Raw genomic sequence first — 19,124 nt, 5'->3', positions numbered from 1 at the left:
CGAGTGCCATACGTAGGCTTCGCCTTTACCTCCGCCGCGCTGGACTTCTTGGACACGCTGCCGCCGAAGCTGCGGAAGCAGGTCATCAAGAAGGCCAAAGCGCTGCATGCTAATCCGCACCCGCAAGGTTCTAAGAAGCTGCATGACGTAGTGACGGATGATGGCGATCCCGTGTATCGTGAGCGCTCGGGCGACTACCGCATCCTCTACGTCGTGCGGTCCAATCCCGATGAGGTGTTGATCCTCGATATTGACCACCGGAAGGACGTGTACCGCATGCCTAAGACAAGGGCAGAACCGGCCAACGACATGAAGATGAAAGAAGCCGACTTCGACGCGATCATGAGTAAGGCGCTTGGCGTCTCTGCTCCACAGGACGATGAAGAAAAGCCAGCTAAGCGGCTAAGCTCCTACCCGCCGAATAAGCGCGGGAAGTCCTAGGTTCAAAACACCCGGCAATGCCGGTCGGAGTGCGCGGCCTTGGTGTTGCAAAGTGCATAATCGCCCAATTTGGGTACATACCAACGTGCGATGATTGTGACTCATCTAGCCTCCCCAGCGGGGAGGGGTCGGGGGAGGGGAGCGAGGTGAAGGCGAGCGTCCACGCTGGCGGTAACACACCCCCACCCAACCTCCCCCTCAAGGGGGAGGAGTCTTATGGATCACGATCATTACAACTTGGTATCGGATGCCCGGCGGACTATCCGGCGACAACATTCTCGAATGGGAATGACTTGCCGAGGATTTTGCGCTTGATCAGCCAATCGTCGCCGATTTTGACATAGTCATCGTCATATCTGACATGAAATCGGATACGCTCGCCGTTCTTGCGCATCGTTTCGACCAGACTGACGGATGTGCCGCGCGCGGTCGTCGCTGTCAGGTCCGAGATGATGTGATTGTTTATCAGATGAACAATATGGTCGACCGTGTCGCAGATCTTGGCACCATAGGCGCGTATCGCTTCGCGCCCGGTGAAAATCGCATCGTCGAAAAATGCGCTTTCGTCCAGTATCCCGTCCGGGGCAAAGATCGCCGCCCAATTATCCGGCTCGAAATTGTCGACATAATAGGCATATTTATAGTTTAGTTCCTGTAGATTGAGGCGATCCTCTATACTCATCATCATGTCCTCGATGCAGATTGGGTTAGCGCAGATAGCGCTAGGTGGGCGATTTTCAGATTTGCGACGACGTCAAGGCGTCGCGAAGATGGTCGATCCGAGAGGGATAATATTGTTCCAGATAGGCATCGAACGCCGCCGCATCTTCTCGTGCCGGATCGACGCCGGATGTCCAGTTCAACGCCGTCCGGCCTTCGCCATCCGCTAAAAGGGCAATCGCGCCCTTCAGGCCGATGGAGGACGGCTTGTCACTGTCGATGATCGCGTAATGCAGGACATGCCGGTCGTGATCCAACCGGTCGAGCCGTTCTGCGGCCCAGGAATCGGCGAAGTACACGGTACGAATTGCGCCCTCTCCTTCGCCTTGCGTCTCACAGCGCTGAACCAGCGGATGCCAGCGTTTGAGATTGGCAAAGTCCGAGATCATGGCCCATGTGTCAGGCAGAGGCGCATCGATCACTGCATCTATCGAAATCGTCATGGGGTTGCTCCATCATAAAGCCAAGGCCAGATCGCGTGGGCAATTTTCCCGATTGCGGCCTTTACGGCCTCCGGGCGCCGACAATTGAGCGCAAAGATCATGTCAGTCGCGCCTGCGGATCGGTACGCTTCAACAGCGGTCCGCACGTCGTCGGCGCGATCCACCTCGATCGCCGCCTTGCGTTCGCCTTCGGTGCCGCCTTCTCCGTCGAATGCGACGTTGAGGCGCATGCTCGCCGCTATCTCGCTCGGATCGCGCCCTATCGCAATCGCGTAAGCGGCGATTTGCTGATATATCGACTGGAATTCGTCGGGCGCTACCGCGACCGCCTGCCACCCTCGTCCGATACGAGCTGTCCGTCGCAAGGCGGCGGGACTGATCCCGCCTACCCAGATGGGAATCGTAGCCCCGTAGGGCTTGGGCGAGCTATGAATGTCGGAAAATGACCACGCCGTTCCTTGGTGATCGGTTGGTCCTTCGGACCAAAGCGCCTGGATGATGTCGATAGGCTCGTCGGTCCGCGCGCCACGCTCTTTCCATGGAATACCCACCGCCTCGAATTCTTCGGGCACATTGCCGATGCCCGCGCCCAAAATGGCGCGGCCCTTCGATAGATGATCCAGGGTGGCGAAATATTTGGCGATGAAGAAGGGGCTGTGAAACGGCAGGACCAGCACCGATGTGCCAAGCTGGACCCGCTTCGTCATAACGGCTAGGGCCGACAGGATGGACAAGGGACTATAATAGGGCGCGTCGCCGATACGATCCCGCACATAGCTGACATTGACGAGATGTTCGGACGTCCAGACCGAGTGGAATCCGCACTGGTCGGCAAGGATGCCGACGCTGACCAGTTCGCTCACATCGGCGATGCCCCAGTTATTGGGAAGGGACAGGCCGATCCTCACCGCCCGGCAACCATTTTGGCGACTGCTACCGCGCCGCAGCCTCGTGCCGGACGCAATGGCGAACAACCTTGGGGCAATAGCAGCAGGACGGTTGACTGACGGCGCTGCATCTTTCTCGTTTCCGATTAGGGTGCATATACTATCGGCACCGGTCATGGTGTCAAGCGCGATGCCGTGAATGGCACCGCGGATATATTCATCCACGCTGCCACCGCCTGTTGACTCAAATAGGATATTTATACTATTGCCTTGGTTTAATAGGGAGGTGTGTTGGGAACTAGGTCATGACGGCATTTTCGCGGCGCGGAGAGCCTGTTTTTGGCTCAGTCTGAGAGTGGGCCACGCCGACCAGAGCGTGCGCCGCACAACTCGCCGGTAGCGCACAAAATGGCCTCGTGGCTGCACGCTAACGCACGGCCCTGATTGTAATACAGATGTTATGGCTCCAGACGCAATGGCAAACAGGCCATGATCGTCAGCCCGCAAATTGGAGAGATGCTTGTGACAAAGGTGCATAGAGTTACCGGGTTTCACCAGGGAAGGATTGACGCGGATATCGAGGATATCTGGGCGCTAGTGACCGACTGGGGCAGCCTTGCCTGGTTCGATGATGGCAGCAATTCGGACGGACTGAAGCTGGTGGACAGCTGGCTCGAAGGCGAGCCGGGCGTTGTCCCTCGTACGCGCGTGATGGCGCGGGGCGAAGGTGCCGTTCAGAGCGGCGCGCCGGAACATAATCGCGAAGTGCTGCTGGTCGAAGATAAGGTTGCGCACCGCCTCTATTATGACGCGTCGGACGGTTTTGTGCCGGGCATTCGTAACTATATCGCCAGCTGGAGTTTCGACGCACTGGACGATGGCGGCTGCATGATGACGATTTCGTCGAATTTCGATTGCGTCCCGGCAGAGACCGGCGAACAGAATGCGGAAATGCTGCACACCGTTTACATCGCTATCGTTAACAGCATTCATAAGCATTTTGCCAATGCGAAGGCAATGGCACCGCAATAACGGCATTGAACGCGCACAAGGATAACGCGCGGCCATGCATATGGACGTCGATTGAACGAACGGCATGCCAAACGATCAAATATTGATCCCGGCGGAAAAAACGTTTCAGCCTGAAGGCGGAAAAATTTCATAATGGATCAACCGCACCAGGCCGACCAATATAATGGGTACGCCATAACGGTTGCGTGTGAAAAGGGGAGGAAAACGGTTTGAAAATCGGTGCTCCAGGAGAAGTGGCACAGGGCGAGGCGCGGGTTGCGCTGACACCCGACAGCGCACTGCAATTGCAGAAGCTCGGCCATGAATGCCTTATCGAGAGCGGCGCGGGCAAAGCGGCCGGGTTCGACGATGATGCCTATCGCGCCGCTGGCGTAGAGGTCGTTGCAACCGCCGACCAATTATGGGCGGCATCCGACGTGATCGTAAAGGTGCGCCCGCCCGAAGCGGAGGAGGCAGCCCGCCTCCAACCCGGCAAAACCTTGATTTCCTTCTTCTATCCCGGTCAGCGCAGCGAAGAGTTGGCGGCGATCAGCGCGACTGGCGCCAATGTCCTGGCCATGGACATGGTGCCCCGTATCTCGCGTGCGCAAAAGATGGACGCGCTGTCCTCGATGGCGAACATCGCGGGCTATCGCGCGGTGATCGAGGCGGGGGCGAATTTCGGGCGCTTCTTCACCGGACAGGTGACCGCGGCGGGCAAGGTGCCGCCGGCCAGGGTGCTGGTGATCGGGGCTGGCGTCGCCGGCCTGGCTGCGATTGGCGCGGCTACATCGCTTGGCGCGATCACGCTGGCCTTCGACGTTCGGCCCGAAGTCGCCGAACAGATCGAATCGATGGGCGCGCAATTCGTCTATCTGGACTTTTCGGAGGAGCAGCAGGATGGCGCGGCGACCGGCGGCTATGCCGCCCCGTCCAGCCCTGAATTTCGCGACGCGCAGCTCAAGAAGTTCCGCGAACTGGCGCCGAACGTCGACATCGTCATTTCCACCGCGCTCATTCCGGGCCGCGATGCCCCGGTCCTCTGGACGAAGGACATGGTCGAGACGATGCGCCCCGGCTCGGTCATCGTCGATCTGGCGGCGGAACGCGGCGGCAATTGCGAATTGACGGTTCCCGATCAGAAGATCGTGTCGCCCAACGGCGTCACCATCATCGGTTATACCGATTTCCCCAGCCGCATGGCCGCGCAGTCCAGCTCGCTCTATGCCAGCAATATCCGCCACATGATCTTCGATCTGACCCCGGCCAAGGATGGCGTGATCGTCCACAATATGGACGACGACGTGATCCGGGGCGCGACCATCGCCCACCAGGGAGAGGTCAGCTTCCCGCCACCGCCGCCCAAGATCAAGGCGATCGCGGCGCAGAAGCCCAAGCCCAAAGCAGAAGAGCTGACTCCCGAACAGAAGCGTACGAAAGAAGTTGCGGCATTCAAGGCCCAGACCCGTTCGCAGGTCACGCTGCTGGTCGTGGCCGCACTATTGCTCATGGCGGTCGGCGCGGTTGCCCCTGCCAGCTTCATGGCCCATTTCATCGTGTTCGTGTTGGCCTGCTTCATCGGCTTCCAAGTGATCTGGAATGTCAGCCACGCACTGCACACCCCGTTGATGGCGGTAACGAACGCCATTTCGGGCATTATCGTGGTGGGGGCGATGCTCCAGGTCGGATCATCCAACACTCTGGTGCTTGCGCTGGCGTCCGTTTCCATACTGATCGCTTCGATCAACATCGTTGGCGGCTTCCTGGTCACGCGCCGGATGCTGGCCATGTTCCAGCGGTCGTAAGGGGGCCTTTTCCATGTTTGATACCGGTGTGGTGTCCGCAGCCTATATTGCCGCTGCGGTCCTTTTCATTCTGTCGCTTGGCGGCCTGTCCAATCAGGAAAGCGCCAAGCGCGCCGTGTGGTACGGCATTGCCGGCATGGCGCTGGCCGTGGTGGCGACGCTCTTTGGTCCGGGCGCAGCCAATCTGCCGATCGTGATCGGCACCTTCGCGGTTGCCGCCGTCATCGGCTGGATCGTGGCCGTCCGGGTCCAGATGACGGAAATGCCGCAGCTTGTCGCCGCGCTCCATTCCTTCGTCGGGCTAGCGGCCGTGTTCATCGGTTTCAACGCGCATTTTGAACTGGAAACGGTCAGCGCGCTCGCCCCCCTGGCGCGGGAAGCACTGACCGGCTTTGCCGCCGTTCTGGCGCACAAAAGCCCGGTCGAAATCAATATCCTGAAAGTCGAGGCGTTTCTGGGCATCTTCATCGGTGCGGTGACTTTCACCGGATCGATCGTCGCGTTCGGCAAGCTCGCGGGCAAGCTGGACGGCAAGGCGAAGAAGCTGCCGGGCGGCCATGTCCTCAATGCCACTGCCCTGCTGGCATCGCTGGTCCTGCTGGTGATGTATGTAGGCAACATCGGTGCGGAAGGCCGCGAACTCATCCTACTGGGTGCCATGGCGGCGTTCGCGCTGTTCATCGGCTTCCATCTGGTCATGGGCATCGGCGGTGCCGACATGCCCGTGGTCGTTTCGATGCTGAACAGCTATTCGGGCTGGGCGGCAGCCGCGATCGGCTTCACCCTTGGCAACGACCTGCTCATCGTGACCGGCGCGCTGGTCGGTTCTTCCGGTGCGATCCTGAGCTACATCATGTGCAAGGCGATGAACCGCTCGTTCGTGTCGGTGATCCTCGGCGGCTTCGGCAACACGACGGGACCAGCGGCCGAAATCGAGGGAGAACAGATCGCGATCGATGCCGATGGCGTTGCGTCGGCCCTCAACGAAGCGGACAGCGTCGTCATCGTGCCGGGATATGGCATGGCTGTGGCGCAGGCGCAGCAGAGCGTGAGCGAACTCACGCGCAAGCTGCGGGCGGCGGGCAAGATGGTGCGTTTCGCCATCCATCCCGTTGCGGGGCGCCTGCCCGGCCACATGAACGTCCTGCTGGCCGAAGCCAAAGTGCCCTATGACATCGTGCTGGAAATGGACGAGATCAACGACGACTTCCCGTCGACGGACGTCGTGATCGTCATCGGGTCGAACGATATCGTCAACCCGGCGGCGCAGGACGACCCGAACTCGCCAATCGCGGGCATGCCTGTGCTGGAGGTCTGGAAGGCCAAGCAGGTCTTCGTGTCGAAACGTGGCCAGGGGACCGGCTATTCCGGCATAGAAAATCCGCTTTTCTACAAGGATAATACGCGGATGTTCTATGGCGACGCCAAGGTCGCGGTAGACAGCCTGCTGGGTAAAGTGACTTAATGGGGGAAGAATGGGGAAAGGTAAGCCTTTCCCCTTCGCACATTTTCCAGAGGAAGCGCCATGCCGATCAGGAAAGCCTATGTCGACACAACCGACGGGCAAATTCACTATCGATTCTGCGAAGGTGGATCAGGACTGCCGATCCTGTTTTTTCACATGACCGCCAGTTCATCATCCTCGTTTGAAAATCTGATGGCTGCACTGGACGGCTTCTGCCCGTTATATGCTTTTGACCTGCCCCATTACGGGCAAAGCTTCATGCCAACGGCGGAGCCTTCCTATCCCTACATCGCCGACGTGCTGATAGAGGCCATCAACGCTTTGGGTATTAAAAAATTCCATTGCTTCGGGCATCATGGCGGCACGAATGTGTCGGCACAGCTGGCCGCGAACCATCCCGACAGAGTAGCTTCCATCATGCTGGCTGGCGTGACCTATCCGACCATGGAGGAAAGTGCCCGCAACAGCGCCTACATCTACGACAATCCACCAGACATAAGGGGATCGCAGGCAATCACTGCATGGACCCGCGTGGTAAAGGATTGCGACAGTTCTGCCCCGGTAGAGCCAGATGCCCCCTTTTTTCCCGTGCCACCTGAAATCTATCACAGCGAGTTGATCGATACGCTGACCGCAGGCACAGAATGGCATTGGGGATATCGGGCGGTATTCAAGCATGACATGCCAAAATTGCTCGAAAAAGTCTCTTGCCCGATCCTCTTGGTGTGCGGCAAGCGTGACATCGTCTTCTTTTGGCATGAGCGGGCGAAACAGGCCCTTCCCCACGCCAAGGTTGTTGAACGAGAGGGTTATGGCAGTTATTACTGCACGTTCGCCGGTAATGACCTGGCACCCTATATAAGAAACTTCGTCAATGACCTGGACGCGTAAATCATATTTACTGGCGCATTCAAGCGGCGCTCACCAGCTTCATCGGCTGCGTTGTGTAGGGGCATCGGCAGACCAATCCTGATAGATCGGATCATGCGGATGGAAAGCGCCCCAGTTTGAAAGAGCAGGAACATTAACGATATCCCAATCGGGTGCGATCGTTCGGACATCGCACCAGTCCCAAATGCAGGTACGTCGCAAGATCTTCCATTCACCATCGCGTTTTTCGCACAGATCGCGATAACGGCCAGCCTGAAACATCGTCACTTGCGGCTCCTTGAACTGGACGACGCAGATGAACATGCTCTCGCGCTTTGCTAAATTGCCGTCGATTTCGGACAGGACATTGCTCAGATGGTGATTGCAGCTGTAGATCTTATCCTGCCACCCATAGGCTACATCTGCCCAATCTTGGCCGTTGCCGATAAAGCCCCCATGATCGTCATGGGAATCGGGCCAATAGGTCGACTTCATCAGAGCGACGTCGTGTCGGTCGGCCCCCCGGCAATAAGTAACGAGGTTGTCGTGCAGGCATTGCTTGTCATAAAGCACCTGCAATTGCTCTTGCGTTAGAGACACGATCCTCTCCTTTTATGGCTGGTTCAACGAGCGCGCCGCCTATTGAGCGGTCAATCCACCGTCGGCGGGAAGCGCAGCACCGGTGACGAAACTCGATGCGTCCGATGCCAAGAATGCGAAAACGCTGGCAATTTCGGAAGGGTCGGCCCCGCGATTGAGTGGCATGCGGGAAATGAAAATATCCGCGTCGGAACCCAGTTTCTCCATGGTGCTCTTGACCATGGGCGTCAGTACGACGCCTGCGTGGACCGAATTGACCCGGATATTCAGTGGGGCATATTCGATCGCGGCAGCCTTCGTCATCCCCGTCACCGCGAATTTTGACGCGCAATAATCCATATTGTTCGCGGCCCCTACCAAGCCATATCCGGACGAGTTATTGACGATGGAACCGCCTCCTGCCCTGATCATCGAGGACAGGACCAGTTTCATGCCCAGGAACGGGCCTTCCTGATTAATCGCGCATACCATGCGATATTCCTCAAGGCTCAGGTCCGCGATCGGCTTCCAGTGCCCCGGATGCCCGGCGTTGTTGACCAGGACGTTTACGGGACCAAAAGCCGCTTCGGTCTCCGCGATCACCCGTTCCCAATCCGCAGCCTGGGTCACATCGAGGCGAGAGACCAACACTTTCTCGCCCAATTCGCTCGCCAGATCCCGAGCCGCATCGACCTGGATGTCACCGATCATGACACTGGCACCCAGGTCATGAAACATGCGGGCCGCAGCAGCGCCGATGCCGCTGGCCCCACCGGTTATAATCGCCACTTTGCCTGTAAGATCGAACATCGCTCGCCTTCCTGATTTTATCTGTGACACCCAAAGATGCCAATCCTTCGGTTCAAACCAGCACGCTGTCCGCCAGCTTGGTGTCGATCAACTCGCGCATGGCCAGAATCCTGTCGCCCCGGAAATGGCAGAATATCGCATAATCGCCATCGAACCTCTTGCCGTTTGCCAGTTCGCACTTGCCCGAGAACATGGCGGAAACGATATCGCCTTCCTCCACCATCTCCTGAAAGGTAAATTCGCCCGGTCGCGCCAGGGCTGCCATGAACGCGTCGAGTTGACCCAAAATGTCCGCCAGCGATCGTTTGCCGCGCAACACCGTGGTGCCTAGAAACTCGTGGGTATAATCTTCGGTTACAGCCGCCTGGATCGCTGCAGCATCGCCACGGCCTACCGCGTCGATATATTGACGAACGGCTTTCTTCTTAGCGCTTTCCAATACCCGACTCCTGCTTCACCAAGTTACTGTGTTCTCTCAAAGCGACAGCGAACGTTCAGCCCGCCTGCCTGACGAAAGGGTTGCTCCCCTGCTCCGCAACGGGTTTCACCTCAACCCGCCCCTCGCGGACGCGAACGGAAAAGCGGCGTAGTGGATCGACCGCAGGGCCAACGATGGCTTTTCCTGTACATATATCGAAGCGCGCACCATGTTTTCGGCAAATGATGTTCATGCCGATCTGTCGCCCCCCCTCCAGCGGGAAATCGAGATGGGTGCAGCGGTTCTCCAATGCATAAAACTCAGCGCCGATGCGGAATATCAATATGGAGGTGTCATCGACCAAGAATGCGCGATGTTTGCCGCTTGGAACGTCTTCCACCGCGCAGACATCGACATAGACCGTCATATGCTAGGCACACCGGCATTTTGCACGAACAGGATGATGTCTTGCGTCTTGGACCCGGCCCCGAATACGCCAGCTACGCCCATTTCCTTAAGTTCGTCGACATCATCGGGGTGAATGATCCCTCCGAGGATCACGGGGACGTGCCCCACCCCTTTTGCTTTCATCGCTTCGATCAACTGGCGCGTATATTCGACATAGGCAGCGGACGAGAAGCTGATGCCTACGACGTCGGACTTCCGCTCGGCGACGGCAGCGGCCATGCCCTCGACGCTGTTATGTTCGCCGATATAATCGACGTCGATGCCTCCGGCTTCGCTTAGCAGACGCGCCAATGTGCGGATGCCTTTCGAATGGACATCCGTGCCCAGCATTCCAAGCATGCATTTTACAGTATTTGGCTTGCTCATGTGTAACTCAGCGGTGCTTGAAGGTGACCATAGGGGTCGAAGGCATGACCATAGGCGACGCGTACCGTCCCCCATATCTCGCCGATGCTGGCATCGGCAACGAATGCGTCGATCATCGCCTGCATCGGGTTATTACCGTCACGAACGACATTATGGACATGTTTCAAAGACTCTGACCAGCGGCCCTGATCGCGCTGCTGCTTGAGTTCCGAAAACCGACGAATATGGGCGTATGTGTTAGTGCGATCAAACTTGAAGCGCGTAGGCGATGGCTCGTCTTCCGGGACAAATTGATTGACGCCGACCATGATGCGCTCGCCGCTATCCATCTCGCGTTGCAGATCGAAGTTGAAATCGTCCATCATCTGCTCGATCTGGCCACTGGCGATTGCTTCGATAAGGCCGATTTTCTCGATCCGCGTCAGCATGGCCACGGCTTCGGCTTCCACCTGATCCGTCAGCGCCTCGATATAGTAGCTGCCGCCAAAGGGATCGGCCACGCGGGCCGCGCCGACTTCATTGGCCAGGATTTGCTGCTGCCGGGTGGCAAGTTCGCGCGCCTCATGGGTCGGTACGCAAACCGGCTCGTCGAACGTACAGGCTTCCAGCGACTGCACACCGCCGCACAGCGCCGCCAGGCCCTGAATGGCCGTCCGTGTCAGATTGTTGAGCGGCTGCTTATACACCAGCGATTTACCAGACGTGTGGCAGGCAATCCGCAGGCGTTGAGCGCGCACATCTTGCGATGCGAACCGCTCCTTCATCGTCCGCGCCCAATAGCGGCGTAGCGCGCGGAACTTCGCGATCTCTTCAAAAAAGTCGATGTCGGAGGTCGAAACCCACGCCAGGCTGGGCGCGACCTGATCCACGGTCAGGCCGCGATCGATCAGATCCTCCATCGTCTTGTTGATCATGGCCATGCCCAGAGCGATTTCACCTGCGGGAGAAAGACCACGTTCGCGCAGGTCATAGGCTTGTGGCATCCCAAGCGCCCATTTCGGGCTGTTGCGGACGCTGAATTCTATCTCGTCGACCGCTATTCTGTGACCAAATTCAGCAGGCACCAGATGCTTGCCCCAGCCGCATAGCGTCTGTTGCAGCATGTCCGGCATGTTCGAGCCTTGCAGCGTCGACAACGGCTGGCCGCGCTTGACATGCACCGATGCGATCAATGGATAGGCCATGGCCGCCCAATGCCAGGCGGTGTCGACCTTCGCCAGATCCACGCCATCGAGAAGGCGTTCGGCATCGCGCAACGTCGGGAGCGAACAGCCTTCCAGGCCCACTTCCGGTCCGAAGGCAGGGTGATCAGGATCTACGCTTTGCGTAGTCAGCGGATCCGGAACGATACTGACACCCGTTCCGCCGGAGGCCAGCACCATTTCCAGGCCTTGGCGTGTATCCTCTGGCGATCCATAGCCTACAATGTTTCGCAGCGTCCACATTCGGCTGCGATACATTTGGGGATAGGCACCCCGCGTGAACGGATAGCTGCCTGGATCGCCGAGATTTTCCCTATACGCGTCGTCCTTTTCCTTGGGGAAATAGGCCGGGTCCGTCTCCAGCCCGCTCCAGGTCTTGGTGCGGGAAAGCTTGATTTCGACGTTTTCGACGCTCTCGAAGAGATTTGTGGTCTCGCTCATATTGCTCGCTCAGCCCCGCCCCATCAGTCGGTCAAGCTCAGCAAGATAGTGTCGGATGCGGTTCTCTGATTCTGAAAGGACGTAGCCGTCAAACGCGGACGACTCGATGCCCTTTTGCACTTCCGGCACGCGGACGGCGTCCTGCGCAAGGACTGAGCCAAAATCCGCCAGCGTCTGGGGAACGATCTTTTCTGGCCGTATCGATCCGTCCCAACCCGGAGGGGACACGGCTTCAGGGCCGAACTGACCGGGATCCATGACCATATCGTTCGAACCGCCCACTGGCAGGCATAACGAAATGGCGCGATAATAGCTCTTGCGCGGTTCGGTTTCGTGCGGACGGAAAATCTGGAGCAGCAAGGAGTCACTGAACGCATTGATCGTCACGTTCGGGAAGATGAAGTAATTCCAGTCATCATTGACCTGATCGTCGGTCAGATTCTCGAAATGGTCGTAGCCGTGCCGCTTTGCCCATTTCCGCCGCGTTTCGGCAAAGGCCTTGTTATATTCATAGCCCTTGAGATGGGTGAAATCATCCGGGTCGCCGCCATAAAATTGCAGAAACGCCTTCATTCCATCGGGTACCGATTCGCGATCCTCAAACCGCACGGGAACGCTGCCGATCGGAATGATCATCCGGCTGTTGCCATTGCCATAGAGATCATACTGACAACCCAGCGTCTCGGTGAACGGCGCAACCTGAGGATGCACGTCATCGGCGTGATAAAATTCAATGAACGCATCAAGCGCGGTCTTCCAGTTCGCATCCCAACAGGTCTCGATATCGCGCAGCACCTTGTATTTTTCGAACGGATAGGGCGCGAGATGGTTCGGGATGACGTCCAGTTGGTCCAGCAAGGGCTTGGCATTCAGGTCCATATTGATGAACACCAGGCTGTTCCAGACGCTGCATCGCACCGCCTTCAGGCCGGGACGATGGGCGACCGCCTCCTTGCGGAAAATCATCTCATCGCGAATCTCGACATTCTTGCCGTCGAGACCGAATTTCCAGCCATGGAAATCGCAGGTGAAGATGCAGCCGCCCTGGCTTGCATCACCGCCGACGCTGCCGAAATCGTCATGCACGATGCGGTTTCCGCGATGCGGGCAGACGTTATAATAGGCCGCGATCCCGTCATCACCCTCGGCATTGCGCACGATGATGAAGGATTCCTTGCCATAGTCTGCCTTGAACCAGTCGCCGACCTCCGCGATGTCATGGCTCAGTCCGACGAAAAGCCAGGTCTTCGTCCACATCTTGTCCCACTCAAGGTCGGCTTCTTCTTTGCTGTAGAAGCGTTTGGGATCAACCCGCGCGGTGCCATGATCGATATACGGCGCCTTTTCGCCAGAGCTACCAGGTTCCGCATCGGGGTAAGTGACGAAGCCCCGCTGGTAATCGTAATCCATGGCACCCTCATCATTTATAAAAACAGTATGTAGGACCTAATATGGTATCCGTCCTAACGCAATCCATTTTTACAGCCATCCCTCTAACGGGACGCGCCTCAACGGCCATTTTACACAGCGCGCCGTGTTCCACAAATGAGGTCTGAACGCGCTAGAATAGCGCGCTTTCACCGGCTATGCGCAAGCAGTCCTCATATAAATATAGGACACGGAAAAGCCGCTGCCAAGGGACGTGACGACAGACATCGCCACCTGCCCCGTCCGAACCGCATGACCAAGAATTCTTAACTCGGCTGCGCGCTGAAATCACCTTCTTCGATCGGAAGCTTCATGGCGATTGGATCGTCAGCCACCTGCCCACCATCATCATCGCCAACATGGTCCGTGCCGACGAGATTGCCGATATTGTCAGCATCAGAAAACTCATGGTCCCTTGAAATTGATCGCCCACCTTTGTCTTTCATAATAAATTCCCGTCAAAAATCGAACAACGCGGCCCCGACTATCGTTCCATGGCGCAGGCGATATCCTGCTGCTGCCCTATTCACATCGGGGTGTGTAATGTAGTATATAGGGTCTAAATAATGGATTCGTTGTGTCGGCGCTTCGCTTTTGGCCTATTGGGCGCGCGACCGGTCAAGCGCGCAGTCAAGCTGGAAGCTGGCGCAACGATGATATGATTCTTGGTAGAGGATAAGCAATGTCAGCAGGTGCAGCACAGTCCGGCACGATCTTGGTACTGGGAGCCTCAGGCGGCGTGGGGCAATGTCTGACACGACAGTTGCAGGACGCAGGCTACAACGTACTGGGTTCCGCATTGAATGACGCCGATCTTGAGGGGATGAAGGCCAACGGCCTTGACGCGGTAGATCTTTTCGTTGCCGATTTCTCCTCTGCCGATGTGGGCGCGTCCCAGCTTGTGAAAGCCCTTGAGCGCAGCGACCGCCCGCTTTACGCCGTCATCAGTTGTGTTGGCGTCAATCCGTCTGGCCCTTTGGAAACGACGCCTATCGAGACGTTCCGACGCACGATGGAAATCAACACGATTTCCAATCTCGCCATCTATCAGGCTACGCTTCCGCATATCCGCAAGAACAAGGGTCGCTTCATCTTCGTAGGATCGATGTCCGGCAAGATCGCGTTTCCGCTACTTGGATATTACACCGCCTCGAAATTTGCGCTGGAAGGCCTGGCCGATACCATGCGCCTGGAAGCGGGTCAGTGGGGCGTACCTGTCTCGCTGATAGAGCCCGGCGCGATCTCGACTGCCATGGTGCATGGTTTTGGAGCGCAGCTGGATCGCGGGCTTGTGCAGCTCGACGAAGAAGGCCGGCAGAATTACGGACATTATTTCGAGCAGCAAAAGGCGTTTTCCCAGAGCGCCGACAAAGTCGCGGTCGCGCCCGATGTGGTGGCCGCAACTATCATTGAAGCACTGGAAGCGCCGGTACCCGCCAGCCGCTATGCGATCGGAAACGCGGTCGAGCTTCTGGAGCTGCGGCGTATCTCTTCCGACGTCGAAATAGATGCGCTTTTTAACCAGATGCTTCCAGGCAACCGCTCGGTTCTGCAATCGACCGATCCAATATAAGCTGGTTCATTCGCCGATCCGCTATAAGGCTTTTCAAGGCAATGCAGCGGGTCGGTTTCGCGTCGGATCGAGGGGCGAGCGGCGGACGTCCTCTCTATCTGGAAGGCGCGTAAGGACATCTCGATGGAAGAACTTCGGGTAGCGCTGGCTGGCTGACACCGGCCTGATCGTCTCGGTGGCAGGACTTCATCGTTTCTTCGTCCGCCGAGGCATGACGCGCAAAAAAACTGGCCATGCAATCGAGCAGGACCGCCCCGGCGTCCTGAAGCAGCGGCATGATTGGTTCGAGGGGCAGGTCGATCTCGAACCGGAACGGCTTGTCTTTATCGATGAAGCCTGGACCTTCACCCACATGACCCGCAGCCATGGTCGCTGCGCCGAAGGCGAGCGACTGCTGATGGGGTTTCCATCGTGCCGATCCCTTCGAAAACCCCTGAACTCAATCCGCAGGAAAACATCTGACAATTCATGCGTGACAATTGGCTGTCGAACCGGGTGTTCGGTTCCTATGAAGAGATTGTCGATCACTGCACCTGCGCCTGGAATCAGCTCGTCGATCGGCCGTGGAAGATCATGTCCATCGGCCTCCGAGACTGGGCACACGGGTTCTGATCGATGAAACTTGGTATCAGTCCGTCAAAAGATGAACGACCGCCCTGTCCTGGAATGATGATCGCCAGTCCGATTCCCATCTGTTGCTGGCAAAGCTGGGGAAGCCGCGATCAAGATCGACTCCGCCTGGATGGATGTCTACCGCGCCTGCGACGTCGTCGATCGCATCGCGCAGGAGCGGCCGGTCACGAAGATGGAGAAAGTGAAAACCCAGGCCGACTGCGGCTACGCCATGCGCCTGGCTCGCGAGGCGGCGGACATGGCGTGACCTGAGCGTCGGCTCGCGCCACAATGCGCTCAATGCCGGCCTGTCGCTCGAACTGCTCGGGCGTGCGCTGACCGGGGGGAAATCCAACATCCGCAATATGCCAGAAATCTGACTATTGCAGCTGGTATAACGGATCAAGGTACGCGCGTCTGTGTGATTCACAAGACCCGTTACGGCGCTGTCCAGCGCCTGATTTCCGGTGCATGACGGCAGGCCCGGTCATAATCCTCCGGCGTGTCGATATCGAGCGACAAGCCGGTGCGATGGATGATGGCCGCTCTGTCCTGCCCGGCTTCGACGTGCTGCACGAAGCTATTCGGACCAAAGTGAAAGGCGAACCCGGCCGGGTCGACCAGCGCAATCGCATTCGTGCCAGTCCCTGCATGATCCGGCGCGATGGCCATTGACGCCCTGCCCGCCGCTTCCAGTAGGTCGCCAATGTCCTGCGGTTCCAGCAAAGGAAGGTCGGCATGGATGACGAGCAGACATTGTGTCGCCAGATCCGCTGCAAAACTGTTCAACTCGGCATTGAGGCCCCGTCCCGCGTCGCCGATGAGGCGACCGTGCCACGCTGGCGGGCGTATGTCGGACAGCACGGCGATCTCCCCCACAGCATCGCAGCCAGCGAGCACCGCGCATGTGCGATTGAACATGGCATAGCTCAAACGGTCACGCTGCTCTTCAGAGAAAATCCCCGCAAGACGGGTCTTGCGCGCCGCGCGCCCCTTGAACGGGATTACCGCCGTCCAGTTGATCACCGCAATGTTTGCGCCAGCGCCAGCGTTGCCCGCGCCACCCGCGCCCGGTCCGTAAGGCTGTTCATCATGATATCCGTCGCTGCCGATGCGACGCCGAGCGCACTGCCGTCGTCGCCGGAATCGATGAGCAGGCCATCGATCAATCCTTCATAATGCCGCGCGATCGTCGAAAGCGACACAGACTGGCCAAGTTCGGCCATCAGTTTCGCTGTCGGCCCCTTTACCGCCTTGCCACCGACGATCGGCGAGACCGCAACTACCGGTGCCACGCTGTTTCTAAGGGCGTCGCTTATCCCAGGCACGGACAGGATGGGGTCGATGCTGAGATAGGGATTGGACGGCGCGATCACGATGGCGCTGGTTGCAGGGTCGGTGATCGCCTCCAGGACGCCCGGTGCTGCACGGGCCATCCCCGCGCCCTCAAAGCGGATGGCGCTGACCTGCGGCATACACCGGCGCTCGACAAAATAACGCTGGAACGCCAGATCGCCCTCATCGGTCGTCACGATCGTGGCGACGGGATCGTCGCTCATCGGCAGCACGGACACGCCAATATTCCATGCGGCGGCAAACTGCGCGGTCACGGTGCTCAACGCATGGCCGGCCCGCAATTGGGCAGTCCGCAGGATGTGCAGCACCAGATCACCATCGCCAAGCTGGAACCAGTCTTCCCCGCCCAGCGATCGCAACGCAGCCATGAAGTTCCAGCTTTCATCCGCGCGACCCCAGCCTTTTTCGCGATCAGCTTTCAACGCCAGCGTATAGAGCAGCGTGTCGATATCGGGCGATATATTGAGACCAAGATGCTCGAAATCGTCGCCTGTATTGACGATCGCTACGACCTGATCGGCTGGCATGACTTGACACAGGCCCAGAACCAGCTTCGCGCCGCCGACACCGCCCGTCAACACGACGATCTTTTCCGTCATCGGAACAAATCCTCCGTTATCGGGCGGACGATCACGGATGCAGGTCTATCCGCTTCGGTCCAGTGCAGTCCACGGACGAGAGCCGCAGGCAAGCCTTCGGACCCTTCCCCCATCGCCAGCCCCGCCGCTGACGCTACCATGTCTGCAAGCGCGATCTGCGTCACTTCCAGAACCCGTCCGTCCCGGTCCATCTCGCCTCTCTTGTCCTGAAGCGCTGGCAGCCCGCTTGCACCGAGGGCGACGCAGACGACCCCCATGCGCCAGGGACGACCAAAGCTGTCTGAGATAACGACGGCGGGCGCATGACCAAAGCGCTGCTTCAGCCCCTGCCTGATACGCTCGGCCGACCCGTCCGCATCTTCAGGCAGCAGCAGCGCATAGTCACCCTGTCGATCGCCGATGTTGGAGCGATCGATCCCGGCGTTGGCCATGACATGGCCGCTTCTGTGCTGGGTAATGAGTACATGGGGAACCGCACGCAGCACCGCGCGCGATTCCGCCAGGACGAGTTCAACAAGCTGCGCGTCCTTGCGCGTGATTTCAGCAAGGCGCAGCGCCTCTGGCCCAGGCACGACCTGGGCCAGATCGACAAACCGGTCTTCCGCTTTGGATACGATCTTTTGCGTAACGACCAGTATGTCGCCATCGCGAAAGGGTGCGAGACCGAGCGCTTCTATGCTGTCTGCCAGTATTTCATCGAGAGCGGCGTGCTGTTCGATTTCGCCGATCCCCGTTAGGGGGCAGATTTCTATCATTCGTCATGCCATTTCGGTTCATCGGGAGCGTGCCGATCGCGCTTATTCCAAAATGCCGGTCAAGCGAATACCTGCTTCGCCGGGGCCGTAATTTTTATTGATGAAGATCAATATCGAGGTCAGTGCCTCCGCGGCAGCCGAATTGCAGAGCGCGCCGGCATGAAAGGCACGCAGGCCCATCAAACCGGCCAGTTCGACGACCTGTTCGCGCGCTGCCTTGTCATCGCCGAACACCAGCACGTCGCAATCGATCGCCTCATCGGTCGCAAGCTTGTGAGCCGCGACATTGTGAAAAGCCGATACGACGGTGACGTCTTCTCCCAACTGGGACTGCGCGCGTTGGGCGGCGCTGCCTTCGGGGGGCAGCTGAACGCGCATCACCTTGGGCGGCACCAGTGGCACAGTGGTATCCACGACGATCTTGCCGGCACAATGCGGCGCGATGTCGGCAATGGTTCCTGCCTGGGCCGCGAAGGGCACGGCGATGATGATGATGTCCGCTTTACGGGCCGCATTGGCGTTCGCCCGGCCGGAAAGGCCAAAGCCCAATTCTGCCGCAGCGCGTTCCGCGCTCTCCTGCGAGCGGGAACCGATAATGACAGTACGACCAGCCTTGGCTAGTCGCCGCGCGATCGCCGCACCAAGATTGCCGGTTCCGCCGATTACTGCGATTGTTTCTGCCATCTCAATCATCCTCTTCAAATCAGGGCTATTCAGCCGCTTCAAGTGCATAAGTATTCACATGTCCGTACAGCGTAGTCCGCTGCGAGGCAGGTCGACCGGCCTCGCGTGCGAACCCATGCATTTGCGTGGGATCGCACAATTGGCCGTTCAGACCACCGGCAGCGCGGGTGATGGATTCGTCCATCAATGTG

At 58.4% G+C, this 19,124-nt stretch carries 21 protein-coding genes and 3 pseudogenes; 9 read left to right on the top strand and 15 right to left on the bottom strand.

Translation table 11 applies throughout. From position 1 onward, the window contains the following. Positions 1 to 3 precede the first annotated feature (3 nt). Entirely contained in the window at positions 4 to 441 is a 438-nt protein-coding gene (locus K9B33_RS21545; RefSeq protein WP_224551166.1) for a type II toxin-antitoxin system RelE family toxin, read from the top strand. 259 nt (positions 442 to 700) lie between these two features. Here K9B33_RS21545 and K9B33_RS21540 read toward each other — a convergent pair whose 3' ends face one another. From K9B33_RS21540 to K9B33_RS21530, 3 genes are read right to left on the bottom strand one after another with little or no spacing between them, the layout of a single operon-like run. Then, positions 701 to 1,129 (bottom strand): nuclear transport factor 2 family protein, encoded by a 429-nt coding sequence (locus K9B33_RS21540; RefSeq protein WP_224551165.1) that lies wholly within the window; start codon positions 1,127 to 1,129, stop codon positions 701 to 703. Between the two features lie 49 nt (positions 1,130 to 1,178). Further along, positions 1,179 to 1,604 (bottom strand): SRPBCC family protein, encoded by a 426-nt coding sequence (locus tag K9B33_RS21535; protein ID WP_224551164.1) that lies wholly within the window; start codon positions 1,602 to 1,604, stop codon positions 1,179 to 1,181. Then, on the bottom strand, positions 1,601 to 2,716 hold the full coding sequence (locus K9B33_RS21530; RefSeq protein ID WP_224551163.1) for an LLM class flavin-dependent oxidoreductase: 1,116 nt from the start codon (positions 2,714 to 2,716) through the stop codon (positions 1,601 to 1,603). Before K9B33_RS21530 ends, K9B33_RS21535 begins: the two co-directional genes overlap by 4 nt. A 264-nt stretch (positions 2,717 to 2,980) precedes the next feature. Between K9B33_RS21530 and K9B33_RS21525 the strand changes: the two genes are divergently transcribed. The 4 genes from K9B33_RS21525 (at position 2,981) to K9B33_RS21510 (ending at position 7,663) form a co-directional block, all read left to right on the top strand. Continuing rightward, positions 2,981 to 3,523 (top strand): SRPBCC family protein, encoded by a 543-nt coding sequence (locus tag K9B33_RS21525; protein ID WP_224551162.1) that lies wholly within the window; start codon positions 2,981 to 2,983, stop codon positions 3,521 to 3,523. A 209-nt stretch (positions 3,524 to 3,732) separates the two neighbouring features. Further along, positions 3,733 to 5,307, top strand: a complete 1,575-nt coding sequence (locus tag K9B33_RS21520) for a Re/Si-specific NAD(P)(+) transhydrogenase subunit alpha (RefSeq protein WP_224551161.1) — start codon at positions 3,733 to 3,735, stop codon at positions 5,305 to 5,307. A gap of 13 nt (positions 5,308 to 5,320) precedes the next feature. Further along, the gene (locus tag K9B33_RS21515) at positions 5,321 to 6,772 is read left to right on the top strand and encodes an NAD(P)(+) transhydrogenase (Re/Si-specific) subunit beta (RefSeq protein ID WP_224551160.1); all 1,452 of its coding nucleotides are present in this window, start codon (positions 5,321 to 5,323) and stop codon (positions 6,770 to 6,772) included. A gap of 60 nt (positions 6,773 to 6,832) precedes the next feature. Then, a complete protein-coding gene (locus K9B33_RS21510; RefSeq protein ID WP_224551159.1) occupies positions 6,833 to 7,663 on the top strand; it encodes an alpha/beta fold hydrolase in 831 nt (276 codons plus the stop codon). 39 nt (positions 7,664 to 7,702) lie between these two features. Here K9B33_RS21510 and K9B33_RS21505 read toward each other — a convergent pair whose 3' ends face one another. The 8 genes from K9B33_RS21505 to K9B33_RS21470 all read right to left on the bottom strand — a co-directional run bounded on the left by K9B33_RS21505 (position 7,703) and on the right by K9B33_RS21470 (position 13,800). Continuing rightward, positions 7,703 to 8,242 (bottom strand): nuclear transport factor 2 family protein, encoded by a 540-nt coding sequence (locus tag K9B33_RS21505; protein ID WP_224551158.1) that lies wholly within the window; start codon positions 8,240 to 8,242, stop codon positions 7,703 to 7,705. A 39-nt stretch (positions 8,243 to 8,281) separates the two neighbouring features. After that, the gene (locus K9B33_RS21500; protein WP_224551157.1) at positions 8,282 to 9,031 is read right to left on the bottom strand and encodes an SDR family NAD(P)-dependent oxidoreductase; all 750 of its coding nucleotides are present in this window, start codon (positions 9,029 to 9,031) and stop codon (positions 8,282 to 8,284) included. 52 nt (positions 9,032 to 9,083) lie between these two features. Continuing rightward, the gene (locus K9B33_RS21495) at positions 9,084 to 9,470 is read right to left on the bottom strand and encodes a nuclear transport factor 2 family protein (protein WP_224551156.1); all 387 of its coding nucleotides are present in this window, start codon (positions 9,468 to 9,470) and stop codon (positions 9,084 to 9,086) included. Positions 9,471 to 9,525: 55 nt separating this feature from the next. Then, complete coding sequence (locus K9B33_RS21490; RefSeq protein WP_224551155.1) at positions 9,526 to 9,876, bottom strand: Rieske (2Fe-2S) protein; 351 nt, start codon at positions 9,874 to 9,876, stop codon at positions 9,526 to 9,528. Continuing rightward, positions 9,873 to 10,283, bottom strand: a complete 411-nt coding sequence (locus K9B33_RS21485; RefSeq protein ID WP_224551154.1) for a cobalamin B12-binding domain-containing protein — start codon at positions 10,281 to 10,283, stop codon at positions 9,873 to 9,875. Before K9B33_RS21485 ends, K9B33_RS21490 begins: the two co-directional genes overlap by 4 nt. Next, on the bottom strand, positions 10,280 to 11,926 hold the full coding sequence (locus K9B33_RS21480) for a methylmalonyl-CoA mutase family protein (RefSeq protein WP_224551153.1): 1,647 nt from the start codon (positions 11,924 to 11,926) through the stop codon (positions 10,280 to 10,282). Before K9B33_RS21480 ends, K9B33_RS21485 begins: the two co-directional genes overlap by 4 nt. Positions 11,927 to 11,935: 9 nt before the next feature. After that, complete coding sequence (locus K9B33_RS21475) at positions 11,936 to 13,336, bottom strand: aromatic ring-hydroxylating oxygenase subunit alpha (RefSeq protein WP_224551152.1); 1,401 nt, start codon at positions 13,334 to 13,336, stop codon at positions 11,936 to 11,938. 284 nt (positions 13,337 to 13,620) lie between these two features. Next, positions 13,621 to 13,800 carry a hypothetical protein gene (locus tag K9B33_RS21470; RefSeq protein WP_224551151.1) on the bottom strand — a complete coding sequence of 60 codons (180 nt, stop codon included), beginning with the start codon at positions 13,798 to 13,800 and terminating at the stop codon, positions 13,621 to 13,623. A 236-nt stretch (positions 13,801 to 14,036) separates the two neighbouring features. Between K9B33_RS21470 and K9B33_RS21465 the strand changes: the two genes are divergently transcribed. From K9B33_RS21465 to K9B33_RS21450, 4 genes and pseudogenes are all read left to right on the top strand, one after another. After that, positions 14,037 to 14,927, top strand: a complete 891-nt coding sequence (locus K9B33_RS21465) for an SDR family NAD(P)-dependent oxidoreductase (protein ID WP_224551150.1) — start codon at positions 14,037 to 14,039, stop codon at positions 14,925 to 14,927. Positions 14,928 to 14,984: 57 nt separating this feature from the next. Further along, positions 14,985 to 15,336 (top strand): annotated as a pseudogene (locus K9B33_RS21460) (IS630 family transposase); the annotation flags it as partial. A gap of 11 nt (positions 15,337 to 15,347) precedes the next feature. Continuing rightward, positions 15,348 to 15,539, top strand: a pseudogene (locus tag K9B33_RS21455) (IS630 family transposase); the annotation flags it as partial. Between the two features lie 88 nt (positions 15,540 to 15,627). Further along, a pseudogene (locus K9B33_RS21450) lies at positions 15,628 to 15,807 on the top strand (hypothetical protein); the annotation flags it as partial. A gap of 170 nt (positions 15,808 to 15,977) precedes the next feature. On the opposite strand, the gene cofC reads toward K9B33_RS21450, so the two are convergent. Genes cofC through npdG form a run of 4 tightly spaced genes read right to left on the bottom strand, consistent with a single transcriptional unit; the run spans position 15,978 to position 18,942 of the window. Beyond that, positions 15,978 to 16,565: a 2-phospho-L-lactate guanylyltransferase gene (gene cofC / locus K9B33_RS21445; RefSeq protein ID WP_224551149.1), complete on the bottom strand. Its 588-nt coding sequence runs from the start codon at positions 16,563 to 16,565 to the stop codon at positions 15,978 to 15,980. After that, complete coding sequence (gene cofD / locus K9B33_RS21440; RefSeq protein WP_224551148.1) at positions 16,562 to 17,494, bottom strand: 2-phospho-L-lactate transferase; 933 nt, start codon at positions 17,492 to 17,494, stop codon at positions 16,562 to 16,564. Before cofD ends, cofC begins: the two co-directional genes overlap by 4 nt. Continuing rightward, on the bottom strand, positions 17,491 to 18,249 hold the full coding sequence (gene cofE / locus K9B33_RS21435) for a coenzyme F420-0:L-glutamate ligase (RefSeq protein ID WP_224551147.1): 759 nt from the start codon (positions 18,247 to 18,249) through the stop codon (positions 17,491 to 17,493). The genes cofD and cofE overlap by 4 nt, the downstream gene beginning before the upstream one ends. A 42-nt stretch (positions 18,250 to 18,291) precedes the next feature. After that, positions 18,292 to 18,942 carry an NADPH-dependent F420 reductase gene (gene npdG, locus K9B33_RS21430; RefSeq protein WP_411974047.1) on the bottom strand — a complete coding sequence of 217 codons (651 nt, stop codon included), beginning with the start codon at positions 18,940 to 18,942 and terminating at the stop codon, positions 18,292 to 18,294. Positions 18,943 to 19,124: the final 182 nt, after the last annotated feature.

Origin of the sequence: Sphingobium sp. 3R8 (genome assembly GCF_020166615.1) — a bacterium.
GTDB classification, from domain to species: Bacteria; Pseudomonadota; Alphaproteobacteria; order Sphingomonadales; family Sphingomonadaceae; genus Sphingobium; species Sphingobium bisphenolicum.
The sequence above is the reverse complement of the archived record's forward strand: the minus strand, read 5'-3'. Positions and strand labels throughout refer to the sequence as shown.

Coding starts and splice junctions, on each gene's coding strand:
- K9B33_RS21540 (WP_224551165.1), bottom strand. CDS start 1,129: ATGATGATGAGTATAGAGGATCGCCTCAATCTACAGGAACTAAACTAT.
- K9B33_RS21535 (WP_224551164.1), bottom strand. CDS start 1,604: ATGACGATTTCGATAGATGCAGTGATCGATGCGCCTCTGCCTGACACA.
- K9B33_RS21525 (WP_224551162.1), top strand. CDS start 2,981: ATGATCGTCAGCCCGCAAATTGGAGAGATGCTTGTGACAAAGGTGCAT.
- K9B33_RS21515 (WP_224551160.1), top strand. CDS start 5,321: ATGTTTGATACCGGTGTGGTGTCCGCAGCCTATATTGCCGCTGCGGTC.
- K9B33_RS21510 (WP_224551159.1), top strand. CDS start 6,833: ATGCCGATCAGGAAAGCCTATGTCGACACAACCGACGGGCAAATTCAC.
- K9B33_RS21500 (WP_224551157.1), bottom strand. CDS start 9,031: ATGTTCGATCTTACAGGCAAAGTGGCGATTATAACCGGTGGGGCCAGC.
- K9B33_RS21490 (WP_224551155.1), bottom strand. CDS start 9,876: ATGACGGTCTATGTCGATGTCTGCGCGGTGGAAGACGTTCCAAGCGGC.
- K9B33_RS21485 (WP_224551154.1), bottom strand. CDS start 10,283: ATGAGCAAGCCAAATACTGTAAAATGCATGCTTGGAATGCTGGGCACG.
- K9B33_RS21480 (WP_224551153.1), bottom strand. CDS start 11,926: ATGAGCGAGACCACAAATCTCTTCGAGAGCGTCGAAAACGTCGAAATC.
- K9B33_RS21475 (WP_224551152.1), bottom strand. CDS start 13,336: ATGGATTACGATTACCAGCGGGGCTTCGTCACTTACCCCGATGCGGAA.
- K9B33_RS21470 (WP_224551151.1), bottom strand. CDS start 13,800: ATGAAAGACAAAGGTGGGCGATCAATTTCAAGGGACCATGAGTTTTCT.
- K9B33_RS21465 (WP_224551150.1), top strand. CDS start 14,037: ATGTCAGCAGGTGCAGCACAGTCCGGCACGATCTTGGTACTGGGAGCC.
- cofD (WP_224551148.1), bottom strand. CDS start 17,494: ATGACGGAAAAGATCGTCGTGTTGACGGGCGGTGTCGGCGGCGCGAAG.
- cofE (WP_224551147.1), bottom strand. CDS start 18,249: ATGATAGAAATCTGCCCCCTAACGGGGATCGGCGAAATCGAACAGCAC.
- npdG (WP_411974047.1), bottom strand. CDS start 18,942: ATGATTGAGATGGCAGAAACAATCGCAGTAATCGGCGGAACCGGCAAT.